This is a genomic window from Candidatus Nitrosopumilus salarius BD31, assembly GCF_000242875.2.
Classification (GTDB): Archaea; Thermoproteota; Nitrososphaeria; order Nitrososphaerales; family Nitrosopumilaceae; genus Nitrosopumilus; species Nitrosopumilus salarius.
Window position 1 is genome coordinate 122,683 of sequence record NZ_AEXL02000090.1, and the last position, 18,061, is coordinate 140,743.

At 33.9% G+C, this 18,061-nt stretch carries 21 protein-coding genes; 13 read left to right on the plus strand and 8 right to left on the minus strand.

What is annotated here, in order from left to right; genetic code table 11:
• Positions 1-59: 59 nt before the first annotated feature.
• Positions 60-1,217, plus strand: a complete 1,158-nt coding sequence (locus BD31_RS05130) for an Nre family DNA repair protein (RefSeq protein WP_008299348.1) — start codon at positions 60-62, stop codon at positions 1,215-1,217.
• A gap of 6 nt (positions 1,218-1,223) precedes the next feature.
• Here BD31_RS05130 and BD31_RS05135 read toward each other — a convergent pair whose 3' ends face one another.
• Complete coding sequence (locus BD31_RS05135; protein WP_008299495.1) at positions 1,224-1,766, minus strand: DUF1722 domain-containing protein; 543 nt, start codon at positions 1,764-1,766, stop codon at positions 1,224-1,226.
• 149 nt (positions 1,767-1,915) lie between these two features.
• Here BD31_RS05135 and BD31_RS05140 point away from each other — a divergent pair, with 149 nt between their 5' ends.
• The 3 genes from BD31_RS05140 to BD31_RS05150 all read left to right on the plus strand — a co-directional run bounded on the left by BD31_RS05140 (position 1,916) and on the right by BD31_RS05150 (position 4,485).
• Positions 1,916-2,815 carry a hypothetical protein gene (locus BD31_RS05140; protein WP_008299277.1) on the plus strand — a complete coding sequence of 300 codons (900 nt, stop codon included), beginning with the start codon at positions 1,916-1,918 and terminating at the stop codon, positions 2,813-2,815.
• Between the two features lie 90 nt (positions 2,816-2,905).
• Positions 2,906-3,661 (plus strand): DUF432 domain-containing protein, encoded by a 756-nt coding sequence (locus BD31_RS05145; protein WP_008299219.1) that lies wholly within the window; start codon positions 2,906-2,908, stop codon positions 3,659-3,661.
• Entirely contained in the window at positions 3,661-4,485 is an 825-nt protein-coding gene (locus BD31_RS05150; protein WP_008299455.1) for a mechanosensitive ion channel family protein, read from the plus strand. Before BD31_RS05145 ends, BD31_RS05150 begins: the two co-directional genes overlap by 1 nt.
• Before the next feature lie 4 nt (positions 4,486-4,489).
• Here BD31_RS05150 and BD31_RS05155 read toward each other — a convergent pair whose 3' ends face one another.
• Positions 4,490-4,774 (minus strand): hypothetical protein, encoded by a 285-nt coding sequence (locus tag BD31_RS05155; protein ID WP_048097459.1) that lies wholly within the window; start codon positions 4,772-4,774, stop codon positions 4,490-4,492.
• 240 nt (positions 4,775-5,014) lie between these two features.
• On the opposite strand from BD31_RS05155, the gene BD31_RS05160 reads away from it, so the two are divergent.
• The gene (locus BD31_RS05160) at positions 5,015-5,347 is read left to right on the plus strand and encodes a pyrimidine dimer DNA glycosylase/endonuclease V (protein ID WP_008299257.1); all 333 of its coding nucleotides are present in this window, start codon (positions 5,015-5,017) and stop codon (positions 5,345-5,347) included.
• A gap of 260 nt (positions 5,348-5,607) precedes the next feature.
• Here the strand turns inward: BD31_RS05160 and cysS are convergent, their stop codons facing one another.
• From cysS to BD31_RS05185, 5 genes are all read right to left on the minus strand, one after another.
• On the minus strand, positions 5,608-6,996 hold the full coding sequence (gene cysS, locus BD31_RS05165; RefSeq protein WP_008299241.1) for a cysteine--tRNA ligase: 1,389 nt from the start codon (positions 6,994-6,996) through the stop codon (positions 5,608-5,610).
• A 1-nt stretch (position 6,997) separates the two neighbouring features.
• Positions 6,998-7,786, minus strand: a complete 789-nt coding sequence (locus BD31_RS05170; RefSeq protein ID WP_048097461.1) for an NAD+ synthase — start codon at positions 7,784-7,786, stop codon at positions 6,998-7,000.
• A 180-nt stretch (positions 7,787-7,966) separates the two neighbouring features.
• Positions 7,967-8,596 carry a hypothetical protein gene (locus BD31_RS05175; RefSeq protein WP_008299380.1) on the minus strand — a complete coding sequence of 210 codons (630 nt, stop codon included), beginning with the start codon at positions 8,594-8,596 and terminating at the stop codon, positions 7,967-7,969.
• A gap of 17 nt (positions 8,597-8,613) precedes the next feature.
• Positions 8,614-9,024: a hypothetical protein gene (locus BD31_RS05180; RefSeq protein ID WP_238536077.1), complete on the minus strand. Its 411-nt coding sequence runs from the start codon at positions 9,022-9,024 to the stop codon at positions 8,614-8,616.
• Positions 9,025-9,142: 118 nt separating this feature from the next.
• The gene (locus BD31_RS05185; RefSeq protein WP_008299356.1) at positions 9,143-9,445 is read right to left on the minus strand and encodes a Rieske (2Fe-2S) protein; all 303 of its coding nucleotides are present in this window, start codon (positions 9,443-9,445) and stop codon (positions 9,143-9,145) included.
• A 75-nt stretch (positions 9,446-9,520) separates the two neighbouring features.
• On the opposite strand from BD31_RS05185, the gene BD31_RS05190 reads away from it, so the two are divergent.
• The 6 genes from BD31_RS05190 (at position 9,521) to ilvC (ending at position 16,091) form a co-directional block, all read left to right on the plus strand.
• Positions 9,521-10,762 (plus strand): adenosylhomocysteinase, encoded by a 1,242-nt coding sequence (locus BD31_RS05190; RefSeq protein ID WP_048097478.1) that lies wholly within the window; start codon positions 9,521-9,523, stop codon positions 10,760-10,762.
• A gap of 37 nt (positions 10,763-10,799) precedes the next feature.
• Entirely contained in the window at positions 10,800-12,455 is a 1,656-nt protein-coding gene (metG, locus tag BD31_RS05195; protein WP_008299231.1) for a methionine--tRNA ligase, read from the plus strand.
• Positions 12,456-12,457: 2 nt separating this feature from the next.
• On the plus strand, positions 12,458-13,210 hold the full coding sequence (locus tag BD31_RS05200) for a DUF726 domain-containing protein (RefSeq protein WP_008299264.1): 753 nt from the start codon (positions 12,458-12,460) through the stop codon (positions 13,208-13,210).
• Positions 13,211-13,449: 239 nt separating this feature from the next.
• A complete protein-coding gene (locus BD31_RS05205; protein WP_008299137.1) occupies positions 13,450-14,370 on the plus strand; it encodes an EF-Tu/IF-2/RF-3 family GTPase in 921 nt (306 codons plus the stop codon).
• Positions 14,371-14,404: 34 nt separating this feature from the next.
• On the plus strand, positions 14,405-14,935 hold the full coding sequence (locus BD31_RS05210) for a nicotinamide-nucleotide adenylyltransferase (protein WP_008299251.1): 531 nt from the start codon (positions 14,405-14,407) through the stop codon (positions 14,933-14,935).
• 133 nt (positions 14,936-15,068) lie between these two features.
• Positions 15,069-16,091 carry a ketol-acid reductoisomerase gene (gene ilvC, locus BD31_RS05215; RefSeq protein ID WP_256359034.1) on the plus strand — a complete coding sequence of 341 codons (1,023 nt, stop codon included), beginning with the start codon at positions 15,069-15,071 and terminating at the stop codon, positions 16,089-16,091.
• Positions 16,092-16,100: 9 nt separating this feature from the next.
• Here the strand turns inward: ilvC and BD31_RS05220 are convergent, their stop codons facing one another.
• The gene (locus BD31_RS05220; protein WP_008299486.1) at positions 16,101-16,523 is read right to left on the minus strand and encodes a cobalamin B12-binding domain-containing protein; all 423 of its coding nucleotides are present in this window, start codon (positions 16,521-16,523) and stop codon (positions 16,101-16,103) included.
• A 101-nt stretch (positions 16,524-16,624) separates the two neighbouring features.
• On the opposite strand from BD31_RS05220, the gene BD31_RS05225 reads away from it, so the two are divergent.
• Positions 16,625-16,888 carry a hypothetical protein gene (locus BD31_RS05225; protein WP_048097479.1) on the plus strand — a complete coding sequence of 88 codons (264 nt, stop codon included), beginning with the start codon at positions 16,625-16,627 and terminating at the stop codon, positions 16,886-16,888.
• Positions 16,889-17,031: 143 nt separating this feature from the next.
• On the plus strand, positions 17,032-17,946 hold the full coding sequence (locus tag BD31_RS05230; protein WP_008299394.1) for a transcription initiation factor IIB: 915 nt from the start codon (positions 17,032-17,034) through the stop codon (positions 17,944-17,946).
• Positions 17,947-18,061 lie beyond the last annotated feature (115 nt).

Here is an 18,061-nt window from a genome sequence, read left to right on the forward strand (position 1 = left end):
CAAATCGTCAATTTTGGTAATCAGGCAACTTAATAGGCTCATTTTAGGCACAATTTGCATTGCCTTCCGAGTCTCAAAATATTCGACGTGCAATTTTATCTAACTGGCATGAGACTCTTTCAAAATATGGCAATCTGTTTTCGTCGGATTCTATTAGTGGTTCTAGCCCGCCATCAGTTTTTGTAGGTTCTCACAATTATCCCAAAGTTTTTGTCGGTCCGATGCTTCCACCAATCCACGGCGATACAAGCTTGCTTGATATTCCTGAAAAGTGGAAAGGAAAATCTTTGGAAGAGATTGTTAATTTTAGATTGAACTTAGTTCGCGGAATACAAAAAATTTCAATTGATCAAACTGAGGGAAGATACATTGAAAATCTTCAAGAATTAACAATGTCCTCAAAACCTACTGACACTGATATGGTATTTTCAAAACCAACGTCATCTAATATCGCACTTGATGGTGAAAGTGCTCCGTTTGGCCCTGTTGGAGAAATTGCCTCTGCAAAGTTTTCTGGAACCACTTCTATCAAATCAATTGAAAAAACATTCTATGATCGAGACTTAAAAGCCGAAGAAGCTGTTTTAAGTTTATACAATTCTGGAATTGAAATTTCAAAAATTCAAAAATGTTTTAGTATAGGCATGCTGGGGAAAAAAAGAAAACTTGTTCCAACTAAATGGAGTATTACTGCAACTGACGATATAATTTCAAAATCTCTTGTATCTGAGATTCTAGATTACAGCTTGATTGATTCTTGTAGAGTTTTTTCTTATGAACATTTAGGTAATATCTTCACAATTGTTTTGTTTCCTCACCGATGGGTATATGAGATGATTGAGGTATGGCATTCAGATGATGTTTTGATCTTTGGCTCTGATTTTGAAGATGCGCGTGGAATTGATCACCCACCTGCCATCGCTGGAGCTTATTTTGCAGCAAAATTAGGTGTTTTGGAATACCTACATAAAATGAAAATTCAGGCTGGAGTTGTCGTTTTGCGTGAAATAAGACCCGAATATGTAATTCCTGTTGGTGTATGGCAAATCCGTGAAGGTATTCGTGAAGCAATGAATCAAAATCCTGAAATTACTGCGATTTTTGATGATGCAATACTTTTGGCATCAAACCGAACGAGCATAAGTAAATTTGAATGGCTTTCTCATGGAAATATTTTGAAATTAATGCGACAAAAAACACTTGTTGATTATTTTTAAGTGAATTTAATCAATTTTATTTCTTAAAATTTGGAATATGTTGCCCATATCTGGATCTGAATATAATAAAAAATATGTTTGACTGGCAAGATATGTGTTGTTGAATCTGTAAATAACTGGATTTATTTCCGATAACATATTTCCAATAGTGATCTTCTTATCTTGAAATTGATTTAACAAATTAAAAAATTGTTCTTTTTCTAACTGGCTAAAATTTTTAGAAAAAAATCCAAAGATATGCATTATTACATTACTATGTGTTTTAATTGTAGGGACACTATCGAGTGAAATTTTTAAATGTTCTTCATATTCTGCAAGTATTTCTGAAAATGACACTTTTTTATTGCTTGCCACAATGTTACCTAAAATCTTTAATTCGTTTTGATTGTGTGCCATTATCATGTATTTGTTCATTGCCTGAAATGAAATCAAGTCTTTTATCTTATTGCTTTTTTTTACATCTTCAAATCTTTCCAACACAAATTCTTTAGCATCGCTTTCTGAAATTTTTCTAATCTCCTTGCTTTTGGATTCTTGTGTTTCATTCACTTTTCAAGTTCATTCTGATTTGCATATAAAGAGAAACAACTTAATTTCACATTACCACTAGATCTTGTTATTCTGATTTGTTTTTTAAAAGTTACCACTAGAATGTAATTTGGCACTAGCTTAAATACCATCATTGATTAATCGTAACAATGAAAACCACAATAACTGCAATAACTACGATACTTCTGGTTGCTTGGACTGCTTCATATGCTTATGCGGAAGTTCCATCTTGGGTAAAGAACAACGCAGGCTGGTGGGCCGATGGAACTATTACTGAATCTGAATTTCTATCTGGAGTGGCATTTTTGATAAATGATGGTATTATCATTGTACCTCAAACATCCGTTGTCTCTCAGAGTGATGAAGGAGTTCCATCTTGGGTAAAGAACAACGCAGGCTGGTGGGCCGATGGAACCATAACTGATGGTGAATTTGTCAATGGAATACAACATCTGATTAAGATTGGATTAATTTCAGTCGCTAATTCTGATTCATCTGAAATGAATTCCCAGGACCTGCAAACTCCTGATTCTGAATTGACAACACTTGAGGCAGAACTAGAAAAATGCTCTGAAATCAAAGTGGGTTACAAAAGATTAGATTGTGAAAAACCTCTCAAAAAAGCAATTACCTTATACCAGTATAAGACCAATGCTCAGAAATTTGAAATTGGTCCTATAACATACTATTGGTTTGGTGTCGGTTCTGAAGGTAACGAATTTGTAATTAACCCCTCAGGACAAGCTATCCTCTCAATTCGTATGTTAGCTGAGAACACAAGTTCAAAAATCACTGCTATGCATTGCACAAGCCCCTCTATATGCAGCTATGATGTATGGGATGGATCAAAGGCATTCAAATATTCTGGAATGGACTTTACCAGTGGGGAAATTGTGTTGAATCCAGGTGATTCTAGAGAATTTAACATTCTCTTTGGTCCAAATATTGGATATGGTGGAACAAAGTTTGAATACGATTCTTCAAATACATATTATTTTAGAATCAATGAACCCTTTGGAAGCACAAACATTCTTCTAGAATTGGAGTAGCCTCTCCTTTTTTCTTTTTATTAAAACTCTGATTTGGTCTGTACATTTAATGAGATGAATTAAATCCAAGACTGCTATGATTGCTCGTATATGAGTAGTGATAATTCAGAATCTACCTTATCTGATTATGGGATTTATAAAATCAGTGAAAAACATGAATTCACGCTACCTGACATTGAGATCAAAATTGAAAGAATAGGAGAACATGTTTTTTCTTACATTCGAAAAGATGCTGAGGATAATATCCTCAAAAAAATAATTCCGATCACCTCTTCTGATTTGACTATCGAGTTATGTCCAATTAGACCATTAAATTATCCTGCTCACAGAACTAATCATGTTTATTTGGATTTTGAATCTCCTATCTTTCTATCTAAAGATTCAGCTGCCACCGTTTTTGTTAGGTGTCCGATAGAAGTTGGGATATTTTTAGTCCATGATGGGCATAAAGACTCTCTTGATTGGTTCACATGTGATCCTTTGAACTCTAGATTTTGTTTATATGGTACTCCTGAGTCTGGTACTCTTTGCAAATATATGAATTCTGAAATAGTTGAATCATATGACGACTCTATACCTTTTCAAAATGCAGTTTTAAAAATAGATATTAAAAACGAATTATCCAGAGGGGTCACAGTTTCAAAAATTGTTTTTCCGATTACTGGTAACTCCATATATTATAAAAATTCTAAAGCAATAGTTGATTCATTGACTGCAACTTTTAAGAAAAAACTAACTCTTGAAATTATTGATGTTGATTCAATTATGATCCAGACTGATTGGATTAAATCTCCAACATATGAGCAAAGTGAAAGCATAAAACATATGGATATGGGTGTTGATTGATGGCATTTGAATTTCTACAAAGTTTAGCTGATATAGAAATCACCGGCGGACTGACTCTTCTTTCTTTGTTTATTGGTGGGATTATAATGGGAGTGGGAATTATTATTGCAAGGACAATCCGACTTTTATTTACAAAATATTATGCACCAAAACTTCCACAAGATACTGCAAAAAACTTCGGCAAGCTAATTTATTTTGGAATAATTATTTTATCATTTTTAGTTTTTACATCTACCACAGGTGTTGATTTTTCCGGCTTACTTGTTGCAGGTGGGATATTTGGAGTTATAATTGGTTTTGCCACCCAATCTGTTGTCTCAAATTTGATTTCAGGCATTTTCTTGATGATAGAAAAACCTGTAAAACAAGGTGATAAAATTGAAATTCCTGGGTCTGATGTTACTGGAACATTATTGGATATTAGCACTTTTTCTGTCCGTGTAAGAAGATTCGATGGTACCATTATTCGTGTTCCGAATGAATCTTTTTTTACATCAAATATTCGGTCACTTTCTTCAACTCCTGTAAGAAGATCTGAGGCAATTGTTGGAATTGCATATAAGGAAGATATTGACGGCGCAATATCTGTAATTGAAAAACAAATTCGCAAATCTATGGCATTTGTTTTAACCTTACCAAAACCTGAATTTCGAATTAGTGCTCTTGCTGACTCTAGTGTAAATATAGAAATCTTGGTATGGCACCCTAGAGATGACTGGGATCAAGTAGGTCCAACATTACTTAAGGTTGCTAAAAATGCCTTAGATGGCGCTGGAATTGAAATTCCATTCCCACAGCGTGTAATATGGCAAGCAAAGGAATAAAAAATTATTTTTCAATAACCTTTGATTGATATTTCTCTGCTCTTCTTTTTTTAATTAATGAATACATGATCATTCCAACATTGATGATGGAAACAATTTCGATTAGATCTACTCCGTAAAGGAACCAATCAATCACAGGATGAATTCGTGACACAATTCCTGCCTCTAACATAATATCCGCATTCCATATCATATGCGGAACTTGAATGAATTGTATTATTGCAATGAGAACGACACTACCCAATATCTTATTTTCATACCAATTCCAGAATCTATTCCATGGATTCATAATTAATTTAGTTATTTGTGTGTATTAAAGGCGATGAAAATTAGATGGAACTAATTAGACTGGACTAAGTTATAAAAAATACTAGTTAGCACTAGTTATTGTTTTAAGCACTATTCATATACCAAAAATGAAAATAGATACTATGAATTTAAAATTTATTCAAAAATATAATAATTATAAAAAATTCCGGCACTTTTCATCTTGAATCTGGCTAGACTTTTTAATTAACTTGAGGTGTCTGTGTTGAGAATTTGGGATGTCCCACCTGAAAAACTATGCCGAAATCACCTTCTAGGAGAACATCGTGAACTACATGCAATGTGGGTTGTGATTACACAAAAGAAAAAGGGTTATTCAAAGCACCCTGAGACAATTAGATGGAAAGGAAAACTACGTGCGATGTATTTCAGGCATGAAGATTTGGTCAAAGAAATGTCTTCTAGGGGATATGTGCATAAGAGCCCTCTCGATAAACGAAAAGCTACTGGAAAGTCTATTCAAGATGTTTACGTTGATTCTCCTCTAAAACAAATATTGATTCTGAAAGCAAAAGGTTGTGGTTGCAATGTCTAGTTTTATTTGTATTTAGGAATTATGTGTTTTTGGCTGATAATGTAATTCGTTGTAAAAGTTGGCACTGAAAAAATAGTAGTTCTGATTAATAATAATATTTTGAAATTTATGTTATGAACAATTGCGTTTTACAGGAGTTATTTCTATGAAAAGTTATGTTGAATCTGTAATTGTTTTTTCAACGATGGCTGGTGTTCTTTTACCTGCTAGACTCTTTTTTGTTCAATATGTTTCATCTAATTGATTTACTGTGTTTGCTTCTAATTTTCTGCTTTGATGTTTTCTTTTTTCATCCAAATTGTTCGTTCTTTATGATCAATTAATTCTACACCTATTTCATTTAATTTGTCTCGGATTTTATCTGCATCTTCAAACTTTTTCTCTTTTCTTAACTCTACCCTGTTTTTAATCAACTCGTCTATTTCATATTTTTCATTTTCAGTTATTTCCGGAATAACTAATCCTAAAATTTTCATCATTCTCTTAATCTCTGCTTTGATGTTTTCTGCATCTCTCTTACCTATCTTTTCTTCAGCTGCTAATCTATTCCCTTCTTTGATTAATTGGAAGAATGCTGATAATGCCAGATGGGTATTAAAGTTATTTTCTAGAGCATTGTCAAATTCTAATCCCATTTTTTTAATTATTTCATCTATCTTTTCATCACTTTCAGAGGCAGCATGAATTAATTCATAGTAACATGTCTCTACCTGTCTCCATTTCACAAGATTTTCTTTTAGTAATTCATCTGAATAATCTATTGGCTTTGAATAATGCCCTGATAAACAAAATAATCTGATTACGTTGGATCCCCAATTCGCTAGTACATGTTTGATTGATTTAACATTCCCTATAGATTTTGACATTTTTTCACCATTGATTGTTACCATTCCTACATGCATCCAAATTTTGGCAAATGAATTTCCTGTACATGATTCCGATTGAGCAATTTCATTTTCATGATGTGGAAAAATAAGATCTCTTCCTCCCCCATGTATGTCAAAGTTTTCACCGAGATACTTTATGCTCATTGCAGAGCATTCAATGTGCCATCCGGGTCTGCCTTTCCCCCATGGGCTATCCCAAACTGGTTCAATTTCTGAAAACTTCCATACGGCAAAATCCAGTGGACTCTTTTTTAACTCATCAATTTCTATTCTTGATCCTGATTGAAGTTCATCAATTTTCTTTTTAGATAATTTCCCATATTCTGGAAATTTAGATACTTCGAAATATACTCCATTCTTTGACGTATATGCAATTTCTTTTTTCATTAACTTTTCAATAAATTTAATGATGTCTTCTATGTGTTCTGTTGCTTTCGGATAATTTGTTGCTCTTTTTACATTCAATCCATCAAAATCCGTAAAATAATTTGTAATGTATTTTGTACTAATGGTGTTTGCTGATACATTCTCTTCATTTGCACGGTTAATTATTTTATCATCAACGTCAGTAAAATTTTGAATAAATTCAACTTCTATTCCTTTACTCTCGAGATATTTTCTTAAAACATCAAAAACTATGATTGTTCTTGCATGTCCTATATGTGATTCATCATAAACTGTAACCCCACAAAGGTAAATCCTTACTTTTTTTGAAATATCTACAGTTTGTTCTAAATTTGATAATGTATCTTGAAGTTTCATACTAAATCTCGGGTTTTGGAGTTGGTGATCTTTTATGCTCACTCATAATGTTTAATCTATGTATTTTTTCAATCATGTTTTTGTCAATACCTGTAATCTTTTCTGTTTCTAAAATTGATAATTTTTTATCAAATAAACAATACAAAATTGAGTCTACATCCTCATATGAAATCCCTAATTCTTTTTCTGCTTCATGCTCTTTCCACAAATGGGGGCTACTCTTTTTTGAAATCACGTTATCTGGTACTCCTAAATGCTTTGCGATTTCCCTTACTTGTAGTTTGTATAATGATATGATTGGAGTTATGTCTGATGCGCCATCCCCAAATTTTGTAAAGTAGCCAATCAAATACTCACTTTTATCACTTGATCCTAGGACTAGATAGTTCCTAATGTTTGCATAATAATACAAAATATTTGTTCTAACTCTAGCACGTAGATTTCCTCTAGCTTTTTCATTTGGTTCAAGATACATCGTGTATTCTTTTATGATTGGTTTTATGTCAATCAGCTTATACTCTATTCCAGTCAATGCAATCATTTTTAGTGCATCCTCCGTTTCTGTGTTAGGTGTTATTGATGTGTCTGGCATGATTATTGCTAATGTTTTCTCTTTTAGTTTTCTTTTACACAGATAAGCTAAAACTGCAGAATCTATTCCTCCACTTAATCCTAAAATTAACCCATCTGCATGATTTTTCTCAATCTGATCAAATAAAAATTTCTCAATACTCTCTACGGTGTTTGGATAATCCTGATTGATAATTTCATCAATGATATCTTGACTCAACAATAACTTTTCAAAATATGCATGAATAAAACTTATGCCTGTTATTGATTATGAATTCGTTCATTTTGAACACACACTATTCAATATACCATTTTTTTCTAGTATTATTACAGAATTATCTGTGCCCAACATAACCCATACCAAGCACAAGGGAAGGGATTTTGTCCCTTCTCTAATGCATTAAATTTTCCCAACTATTTTATTGCTTAGAAAAACTATTGTGTTGATTGATTCTTGATTATACTCTCCTTCAACAAGATTTATTCTGATTCTAAAATCCTTTTTAGCACATTCTGAAAATAATAAATCATTTTTGATTTCATTACTTTCTCCATAGTAATCATAGTATGCTACCACACAGTTGGGGATTAAATCCAAACCTTGTAAATTCTTTTCAGTTTTCGCGTTTGTTTGTAAGAATATATTTTCTACTGCGTTTTTAGGATCCCAGTCTGATATCAGGTCTCCCTTCCAAATGAGAACTTGATAGGTGCCAAAATCTTTATGAGCGTAATTGTATGATGTTGAGATTATCTCATTACCTGCAATTGTTTTTCTAACTATTATCGGCGACTCTGACTCGAGATATTTTTTAGTCCCATCTGACCATAACAGTCTCCACTCATTTCCTAACTCTCCTTGCTTAGGAAGAATCTTGGTTGCTTCATCATTCCATTCTATGCTGTCAAATTTTTCAGTTTTAATTTTTAACTTATCTTGAGATTTTGATTCCTGATGAGAATATATTATTGAACTTGAAATTATGACGGTTGCAATAACAATGGCTAATCCAATAATTTTGAAATTCATGTAATTTCAATTACTAGTTATTGATTCTCTAGAATTTCAAATGATGTCGAAGCAATTTCCATTCCTTGATATGTTAAAATCACTTCATGAATTCCTATTTGAGAATCTATTGTTATGTGGATCATTGTGTAGATATCTCCTTTCTTTGAAGCATAAGTGTTGATCTCTTCTTGCGTTTCATCTGGATTGATAATTTGAATTGTAAGTTTGTCTCCTCTGCTGTAATCTTCAACATGGCCAATAATTGTAATTTCTTCATAATTGTATTTTGATTGAGGCTGTTCAAACCCTTCTACATCTACAGCAATGTATGTGGATTCTTCAAACTCTTCTGCATAACCAAACTGTGTTATTCCTATAACTAAAATTCCAAATAATGCTGGGATGATTGTTCTACTTTGCAATAATTTATCTTGTTTTTTTAACATAAAAACTGGATGTGAACATTCCATTTGTGGAATCTGTGACAATTTGTCTTTTCAAAACATTACAAAAATTACGGCTAAAACAATAATGTAATTTCAAAAATTTACGTGTTTTTTACAATCAAATATCTATGTAGATGCCATCATCTCTTGCCTCTACAGGATATGTTTCAAGTTTTACATCCTTGAGATAGTCGGTTAATTCTCCAGTCTTGATGTTGTAATGCCAGAAATGCAAAGGACATTCTACAATGTTTCCTTCTAATTTTCCTGGAGCAATTGAGCCATCTTGATGAACACAAAGATCATCCATTGCATGATATCCATCTTGATTGAAAATTGCAACTTGTTTTCCATCTATTTTGAATGCTTTGCCTTTCCCTGCAGCAACCGCACCTTTATCGGCAATTTTCTTCCAAGTCAATATTTTTCTGATATGTTTGTCATTTATTTACATTCGCATGATAGAATTTTATAGCCTTATGCAATGGAAGAATTATTGAGTAAAGTAAAGACTAGTTCAAAATTAGTTCAAGAAGGAAAATTATCTTATCAATGGGCTAGATCTCACATGCAGATTCTTGACAATACAATTAATCGCTTTAAAAAATCAAAACCTCTCAAAGGTGTTACTCTTGGTTTTTGTTTACACATTACAAAAGAGACCTCTGTTTTATTGATGGGAGCTAAAGAATTAGGGGCGACAGTCGCATGCTGTGGTGGCAATCCCTTAACTACTCAGGACAATATTGCTGCATTTTTAGCATCACAAGGAATCCACGTTTATGCATGGCATGGGCAATCTGTAAAAGAATATGATTGGTGCATTGATCAAGTACTAAAACACAAACCAACCATCTTAACTGACGATGGGGCGGATATGAACATCAAAGCTCATTTTGATAAAAGATTTAGCACTATGAAAATTTTGGGTGCAACTGAGGAAACAACTGCAGGTGTAACCAGAATTCGTGCTGTGGAGAATCAAGGAAAACTTCGTTATCCTGTAATCTTAGTTAATGAAGCATATACAAAACACATGTTTGATAATCGATATGGGACTGGTCAAAGTACCATTGACGGCTATCTCCGCGGAATGAATCTTCTCATGGCATCAAAACGTGTTGTTGTAGTTGGATATGGTTGGGTCGGACGTGGTGTTGCCTCTAGATTCCATGGAATGGGATCCAAGGTAATTGTCACTGAAGTTGATCCGATCAAAGCACTTGAAGCTCATATGGATGGATTTGAAGTAATGCCAATGTCACAAGCAGCAAAGATTGGTGACATGTTTGTAACATGTACTGGTATGACCAGTGTTATTCGAAAAGAACACATCCTACAAATGAAAAATGGTGCAATTATGGGCAATGTTGGTCATTTTGATGTAGAAATTGACAGTAAATTTTTACTTAAATCATCAAAATCTGTCAAAGAAGTAAGACCAAATCTTGATGAATGTACTTTAAAGAACGGTAAAGTCGTTTATCTTATTGGGCAAGGTCGACTTGCAAACTTGGTTGCAGCAGAAGGCCATCCTCCAGAAGTAATGGCACAATCTTTCTCAAACCAAATTCTATCTGTTTTGTATATTCTTAAAAATCATAAAAAAATGGAAAACAAAATTATCAATGTTCCTGAAGAAATCGATAAACAAGTTGCAGTCGACGCACTAAATGCAATGAATGTTAAAATCGATAAACTTACTTCTGAACAAATAAAATATGCCAATAGCTGGTAAACTTCTTAACCTCAAGACCGTCATTGATTGATATCTGATGAACAAAAAAGCTATCATAACAAGCGCATTGCCCTATGCAAATGGTGAAATCCATTTAGGACACGTTGCATCAACTTATCTTCCTGCTGATGTAACTACTAGATTCTTAAAACTGAACGGAGTTGAGGCTTACTATGTTTGTGCATCCGACGATTTCGGTACGCCAATTCTAATTCAGTCTGAGAAAGAAGGTAAAACTCCTACTGAATATGTGGCTTATTGGAATAAACGTGATTATGAAGATTTTTCTGCATTCAACATTGACTTTGATTATTTTTACAAAACTAGCTCTTCAGAAAATATTGCCTTTGTTCAAGATGTATTCAAAAAACTAAATGATTCTGGGCATATCTATGAGAAAGAAATCATTCAATTTTATTGTAATAACGATAAGAAATTTTTGCCTGATCGGTATGTAAAAGGAATTTGTCCTTATTGCAAGGCAGAAGATCAGTATTCTGATTTATGTGAAAGTTGCGGGCGTGTTCCGGATGAAATAACTGATCCTAAATGTTCTCTTTGCGGAGAGCCTCCAACAAAAGAAAAAACCACTCATTATTTTTTCAGATTAACAAATTTTGGGGATTCTTTATCAAAGTGGCTAGATGAAAATGACCATCTTCAAAAAGATGTAAAAAAATACGTTCAGAATTGGATTAAATCTGGTTTGATTGATTGGGATATTACTAGAGATATTTCCTGGGGGGTTCCTGTCCCACTATCTGGTGCAAATGACAAAGTATTCTATGGGTGGTTTGATAACCATTTGGCATACATCTCAACTGCTTTGAAATTTCTTGCTGATAAAGGAATTGATGGTAAATCATTTTGGAATTCTGCTGACATTTATCACTTTATTGGAAAGGATATTGTATATCATCATTATCTTTTCTTGCCTGCAATGCGATTAGGTATTAACAGTGAATACAAACTACCTGATTACATTCCAACCAGAGGACATCTGACACTACAAGGAAAGAAGATCTCCAAAAGCAGAAATTGGTACATTGGACTAAAGCAATTCTTAGAATACTATCCTGCAGATTACCTTAGATTTTACCTAGTATCTATCAATCCTTATTCTCAAGATGATTTGAATTTTGATTGGGATGATTTTGCTACACGAATTAATTCTGAACTAATTGGAAATCTTGGAAACTTTGTTAATCGAGCTCTTGGTTTTACTAAAAAATCATTTGACGGTAAAGTTCCAGAAACCACGTCTTTTGATGAGAAAGATTTAGAGGCAGAGGGAAAAATTAAAAATCTCTCAAATGAAGTTGGCTCTCTTTTAGAGCAGAATCATCTTGACCGAGCTTTGAAGAAAATTATGGAGTTTTCGTCATTCTTTAACCAATATTTTCAGCACAAAGAACCATGGAAACTGAGTCCTGGCACCACAAATTGTGTTTTCCTTTCAGTCAATGCTGCAAGAAGCATGGCAATTACCCTGTTCCCATTTTTGCCTGAATCTTCTCAAAAAATTTGGATCCAGTTGGGTTTGGATGGCAATGTAAAAGATTCATCTTGGAGTGGTGCCTCTGAATTGAAAATCTTATCCGGTCATGTTTTGGGTGATTCTTTCCCACTATTTACAAAAGTTGAAATCACTGATATTGAAAAACACAAAAAGAACTTGGGTCCTTCTAAGTAGAAATGAAATCAATCCCACGAATTTCAACTAGGGGGTACTATGATCTTACTACTGGTAAAACCTTAAAATCAAACTCTTATTATCTATATCCAAAAAAAGATTTCAAAAATTTGTTTGGAACAAAAGAACTCACAATAATGATACATGGATTACGAAATAATAACGCAGGAGCTATGGCCAAAGTTTCACTTGCAAAAAATCGACTTCGAAAATTGGGATACCTTTACCCTGTAATTGGATTTAGTTATGACTCCAATACTACTGGTGCACATTTAATTAAACATGCAAAACGCTCACTTGCAGCTGGGCAAATAATTGCAAAGAAAAATGGAAGACATCTTGGAAAATTCATAGAGGATTTTAAATTAGTTAGTCCCAAAACTAAGATTAGACTACTGGGACATTCTTTAGGTTCCCAAGTAATTTTGAGTACTCTGGAATATCTTGCAAAAAAGAAAAAGAATTGTGGAATTGTTGACAGTGCATACCTTTTTGGTGCATCCATCACCCAAGATATCCCTTCTTCAAAAAAATATGGAAAAATAATTCAAAATGTTCTTGATAAAAAAATTGTAAACTATTATGCTCCAACTGATGAGGTGTTGTCTTGGGCTAATAATGAAAAATATGTAAAAGGGCCTCTTGGTCTTAATGGCGCAATTGGAAAACCTGTTTCAAAATATCGGCAAAAACTAGTCAAGCCAAAAAATCATCGATTTGCAAGTTATGCTGCGGTTTTAAACTCATTTTCATAGATTTGTTGACCCTTGATGTGTAGTATGATTTATCCGTCAATCTTTAATATCAAATTAAGTTCATACTTTATTATGACGTCTAGACTGTCTGATCATTCAAATGGAAAAGCTATATTGTATCACCTTCATATTTTAGATGATTCTGCAGAGATTTTTGAAGATCTTTCTGAATATCCTTGCTAGACTCAATAAGAAATTTTTGAAAATAACTTCATAAGAACGGGGTTTTACTTCAAATCATGGTCAAGTCTGTAAATTTTGTAGTCTTAGGTAAACAGGATCTTGCATCGGAATTTGGAAAAAAAGGAACAGTGACTGATCTTTCTCTTTATGATCGAAAAGAATCTGATATTATCAAAACATGGGTTACCCCAAACGGGTTTCCAGATAAAATTCAACCATTGTTTCAAGCAATCAATTTGGCAGAATATGTCATATTTTACGTAGATAAATTAGATAAATTCACCGGAGAACAAATTATAGCACTTGATTCACTGAAAAAGGAAAAGGGAATACTTTCTCACACCTTTGATGTTGATGAGTCAAAATTGGATTTGATGATCAAAGGAACCGTTGTTGAGAAATACATCAAAGTTGATCCTGATAAAATCAAAGAAGAGATGAATAAACTTGAACCATTGATAAACAATGACTCCTCAGAAATGATAATTGATCATTGCTTTGATGTCAAGGGAGTTGGTACTGTAATCTTAGGTAAGGTTACAAATGGAAAAATCAAACAATATGACAATTTGAAATTATATCCTGCAGGAATTGATATCCTGATTAAATCTATTCAAATGCATGATGATCCTGTTGAAGAATCTATATGTCCAGCACGAGTTGGACTTGCAGTTAAAGGTGTCAAACCAGATGAAGTTGGACGTGGTGATGTCATTGCAAAAGAAGGTGCAGTTGATGTGAAGACCGAAGTTGAACTTGATTTCCAAAAAAACCCTTTCTACAAAAGTGACATTGCCGAAAATCAGGGCTGTCTTGTAAATATTGGACTGCAGGTTAAAGCTGCAACATTTTCATCCATATCTCCTCTAAAACTAACATTTGAAAAATCAGTTGTATGCAAAAAAGGACAAATCGCTGTGGTTTTAAAACCTGAATCAACAACTATCCGGATTTTAGGAAGCGGTTCAATCAAATAGACTAATTTAATAAAATCAAAACTTTCTATTCTTCATGCGCGGTTTAATGATGGGTAGATTTCAGCCTTTTCATTTGGGTCATTTGAAACTAGCAGAACAAATTCTTAAAGAATGTGATGAAGTCATAATTGCCATTACTAGTTCTCAATTTAATTATCTTGAAAAAGATCCTTTCACTGCTGGCGAACGAATTGAAATGATTCACAATTCTCTAAAAGACATTTCTATTGATATGAGTAAGATCTTTGTCGTGTCTCTTGAAAATCAATTCAATGTTGCAACTTGGGCGTCTTATCTAAAGTCTGCATTACCGCATTTTGATAAAGTTTACAGTGGAAATGATTACGTATCCATGTTGTTGAGCGATTCTGGCATCCATGTTGTCAAACCTGTCTTTTTAGACAGAACCAAATTCAATGCAACAAAAATCCGAAATATGATAATTCTAAATGAGAATTGGAAAGATTTTGTTCCAAATGCTGTTTATGAATTACTTATCAAAATAAATGCTAAAAATAGACTCACAGTAATATCTAAAACTGATACAAAGCCGACTGAACATTGATGGAACCTGTACGCTCTTGTCCTATTTGCCCAAAATGTGGCTCAAAGAGATTTACTAGATTGCCTGGTGAGAATGTCACTGTGCAGTGCCGTTCTTGCAATAAAATAATTGAAATTTAAATTTCATAGTTAATATTTGCAGTATTTGTGCCAAAGTCATGGCAAAAACATGGAAAGATAACGAAATCAGTCTTGACCCAATTAAGGATCAAACAATTGCTGTAATTGGTTATGGAATCCAAGGTGACGCACAGGCCAACAACATGAAAGACTCTGGTCTTAATGTGATAATTGGTCTTAAAGAAGGCGGTAACAGCTGGAAAAAGGCTGAAGCTGACGGTCACAAAGTAATGTCTGTTGCAGATGCAACAAAACAGGCAGACATTGTTCACATATTGATTCCAGATATGATTCAAGGTCAAGTATACAAAGATGAAATCGGACCAAATCTTTCTGAAGGAAAAGCATTGTCATTTTCTCATGCAGCTGCAATCTATTGGAAATGGATTGAAGCCCCAAACAATGTTGATCTAATTATGATTGCACCAAAAGGACCTGGCTCCAAAGTCCGAGAAACATATCTTGACAATTTTGGAACTCCTGCAATCGTTGCAGTTGAACAAGACTTTACAGGAAAAGCTTGGGATAGAACATTGGGAATTGCAAAAGCAATAGGTAGTGCTAGAGCTGGATTGATCAAAACTGCTTTCAAAGAAGAAGTAGAAACTGATTGGTTTGGCGAACAAGCTGACCTTTGTGGTGGCGCAGCATCTATGGTTACAAATGCATTTGAAACTCTAGTTGAGGCAGGATACCAACCAGAAATTGCATACTTTGAAGTTTTACATGAACTCAAACTCATTGTAGATATGATTCAGAGATATGGAATTAATGGAATGTGGAGACGCGTCAGCGAAACTGCTAGATATGGTGGTTTGACACGTGGACCAATGGTAATGGATTCTACAAACAAAGAGAACATGAAAAAAGTTCTAACCATGATTCAAGATGGTACGTTCAACAGTGAATGGATTTCTGAATATCAAAAAAATGGTAAAGATGCATTTGACAAATACATGAAAGAATATGACGCACACCAAATTGAAAAAGTTGGTAAAGAAATGCGTAAAATGATGTGGCCTGATTCCACAGAATAATCTTTTTTCTTATATTTTTCTTAATTTAGAAACACCAGTAGTGATATGTTCAATAATTGTTGGTAATGATGTGCCTGGTCCAAATACATGATCTACTCCTGCTTTGATCAAATCTTTATGGTCTATTTCTGGAATCACTCCTCCACCCACAATAAGCACATCCTTAATCCCTTTCTTTTTTAGAGCTTTTACAACCCTTGGGAATAGTGTCCCATGTGCTCCGTTTAGTAAACTCATTGCAACAGCATCAACATCTTCATCTTCAGCAATCTGTGCAATTCTATCTGGAGTTGCAAACAATCCCGAATAGATGACTTCCATCCCTGCATCTCTGAATGCTCTACAAAGTACAAGGGCACCTCTATCATGACCATCAAGACCTAACTTGGCAACTAATATTTTGATACTTCTCGATGCCGTTTTTTGCTTCATAATTATAGATGGCTTTGGGATATTTTAAAAGGTTTATTTGATTTCTTCTCATACCTATCTCTTCAAATATATTGATTCATCCATCAGGTATAGAAGTAGATTTGACTGAAGACATATGTGATTTTTGTAAGGGTGTAGGTTCTTCTGGTTCAAACATCTGTGTTTATTGTAATGGGACCGGTGAGTGGAACCAAGCTGCACAAGCATACGTAAAAAATCATATCTGTCAATGTATTGTGCTTGATAGAAAATTCTGCCCAGTTTGTAACAAAGCATGTCACCATGACACTACGCTAAATCCAAAACAAAAGATTGATCCTGGTTATGGGGGTATGTCTTCACGAGAAATTTCAGTCATTGCATAAAGCACAAAATCTTTGTTGTTTTTTGCGAAAATACTCACCCTTCATATACATGAGAAAGTAATTCTAGTTATGTCAAAATACAGAAAAAATTGTGACGTTTTGGAAATTTCAATTAATAGGATAATTATCTAGGGAAAACTATCATGGATTCTTTTAATCAAAACTCAAATTGTTTGCGTTGTGGAAAAAACTCCATTCTTGTTGATGAAGTAACCGGTGAGCAATTTTGTGGCAAGTGTGGTTATGTAATTACTGAAAAATCACAAGAATCTGGACCTGAATGGAGATCATTTCAAAAAGACGGTGGAGCAGATCCTGCAAGAACTGGCGCACCCTCATCTCTAATGATACATGACATGGGATTATCCACTGTGATCAATCCTCTAAACAAAGATGCTTCAGGAAAACCTCTTTCAACATCAATGAAGAGTACAATTGAGAGACTTAGAACCTGGGATAGTAGAAGTCAAGTACATGCACCTGTTGATAGAAATCTGAGACAAGCACTTAGTGATTTAAATAAATTAAAAGACAAAGTATCTGTTCCTGCAAATGTGTTGGAAAAAGCAGCTTACATTTATCGAAAAGCATTGGAGAAAAAATTAGTTCGTGGTAGATCTATTTCTGCAATGATTGCTGCTTCTCTATATGCCGCATGTCGAGACACTGAAACTCCTAGAACTTTAAAAGATGTTTCTGATGCTGCTAATGTTAAACGAAAAGACATTGCACGATGCTATCGATTACTACATCATGAATTAGAATTAAAAATGCCTGTGGTCGATTCAATTCAATGTATTGCAAGAATTTCTAGCAAACTTGAGATTTCTGAGAAAACAAAAAGATATGCAGTTAAGGTGCTCAAAGATGCACAAGAGCGTAAAGAGTCAGCTGGGAAGGATCCTATGGGATTGGCTGCAACTGCTTTGTATTTATCTTGTGTGAAAAACGGTGTATCTATCACACAACGAGATCTTGCTGAGGCTGCAGGTGTTACAGAAGTTACAATAAGAAACAGGTACAAGGGATTGAAAGCAGAACAGCCTCCAAATTTGTAACTCTACTGTTTAATTTTCTAACTATGTGTTAAATTATTTTTTATTTGTTTGATTTTTTTTAAAATTGTTGCTACTTGAAACTGATCTATGGTTGTCTTGCACAGCACACAAGAGC

Bases quoted from the DNA above. Each gene is read 5' to 3' on its own strand.
- metG (WP_008299231.1), top strand. From the start codon at position 10,800: ATGAACAAAAAAGCTATCATAACAAGCGCATTGCCCTATGCAAATGGT.
- BD31_RS05140 (WP_008299277.1), top strand. From the start codon at position 1,916: ATGAAAACCACAATAACTGCAATAACTACGATACTTCTGGTTGCTTGG.
- BD31_RS05175 (WP_008299380.1), bottom strand. From the start codon at position 8,596: ATGAATTTCAAAATTATTGGATTAGCCATTGTTATTGCAACCGTCATA.
- BD31_RS05200 (WP_008299264.1), top strand. From the start codon at position 12,458: ATGAAATCAATCCCACGAATTTCAACTAGGGGGTACTATGATCTTACT.
- BD31_RS05220 (WP_008299486.1), bottom strand. From the start codon at position 16,523: ATGAAGCAAAAAACGGCATCGAGAAGTATCAAAATATTAGTTGCCAAG.
- BD31_RS05230 (WP_008299394.1), top strand. From the start codon at position 17,032: ATGGATTCTTTTAATCAAAACTCAAATTGTTTGCGTTGTGGAAAAAAC.
- BD31_RS05150 (WP_008299455.1), top strand. From the start codon at position 3,661: ATGGCATTTGAATTTCTACAAAGTTTAGCTGATATAGAAATCACCGGC.
- BD31_RS05155 (WP_048097459.1), bottom strand. From the start codon at position 4,774: ATGAATCCATGGAATAGATTCTGGAATTGGTATGAAAATAAGATATTG.
- cysS (WP_008299241.1), bottom strand. From the start codon at position 6,996: ATGAAACTTCAAGATACATTATCAAATTTAGAACAAACTGTAGATATT.
- BD31_RS05205 (WP_008299137.1), top strand. From the start codon at position 13,450: ATGGTCAAGTCTGTAAATTTTGTAGTCTTAGGTAAACAGGATCTTGCA.
- BD31_RS05180 (WP_238536077.1), bottom strand. From the start codon at position 9,024: ATGTTAAAAAAACAAGATAAATTATTGCAAAGTAGAACAATCATCCCA.
- BD31_RS05210 (WP_008299251.1), top strand. From the start codon at position 14,405: ATGCGCGGTTTAATGATGGGTAGATTTCAGCCTTTTCATTTGGGTCAT.
- BD31_RS05145 (WP_008299219.1), top strand. From the start codon at position 2,906: ATGAGTAGTGATAATTCAGAATCTACCTTATCTGATTATGGGATTTAT.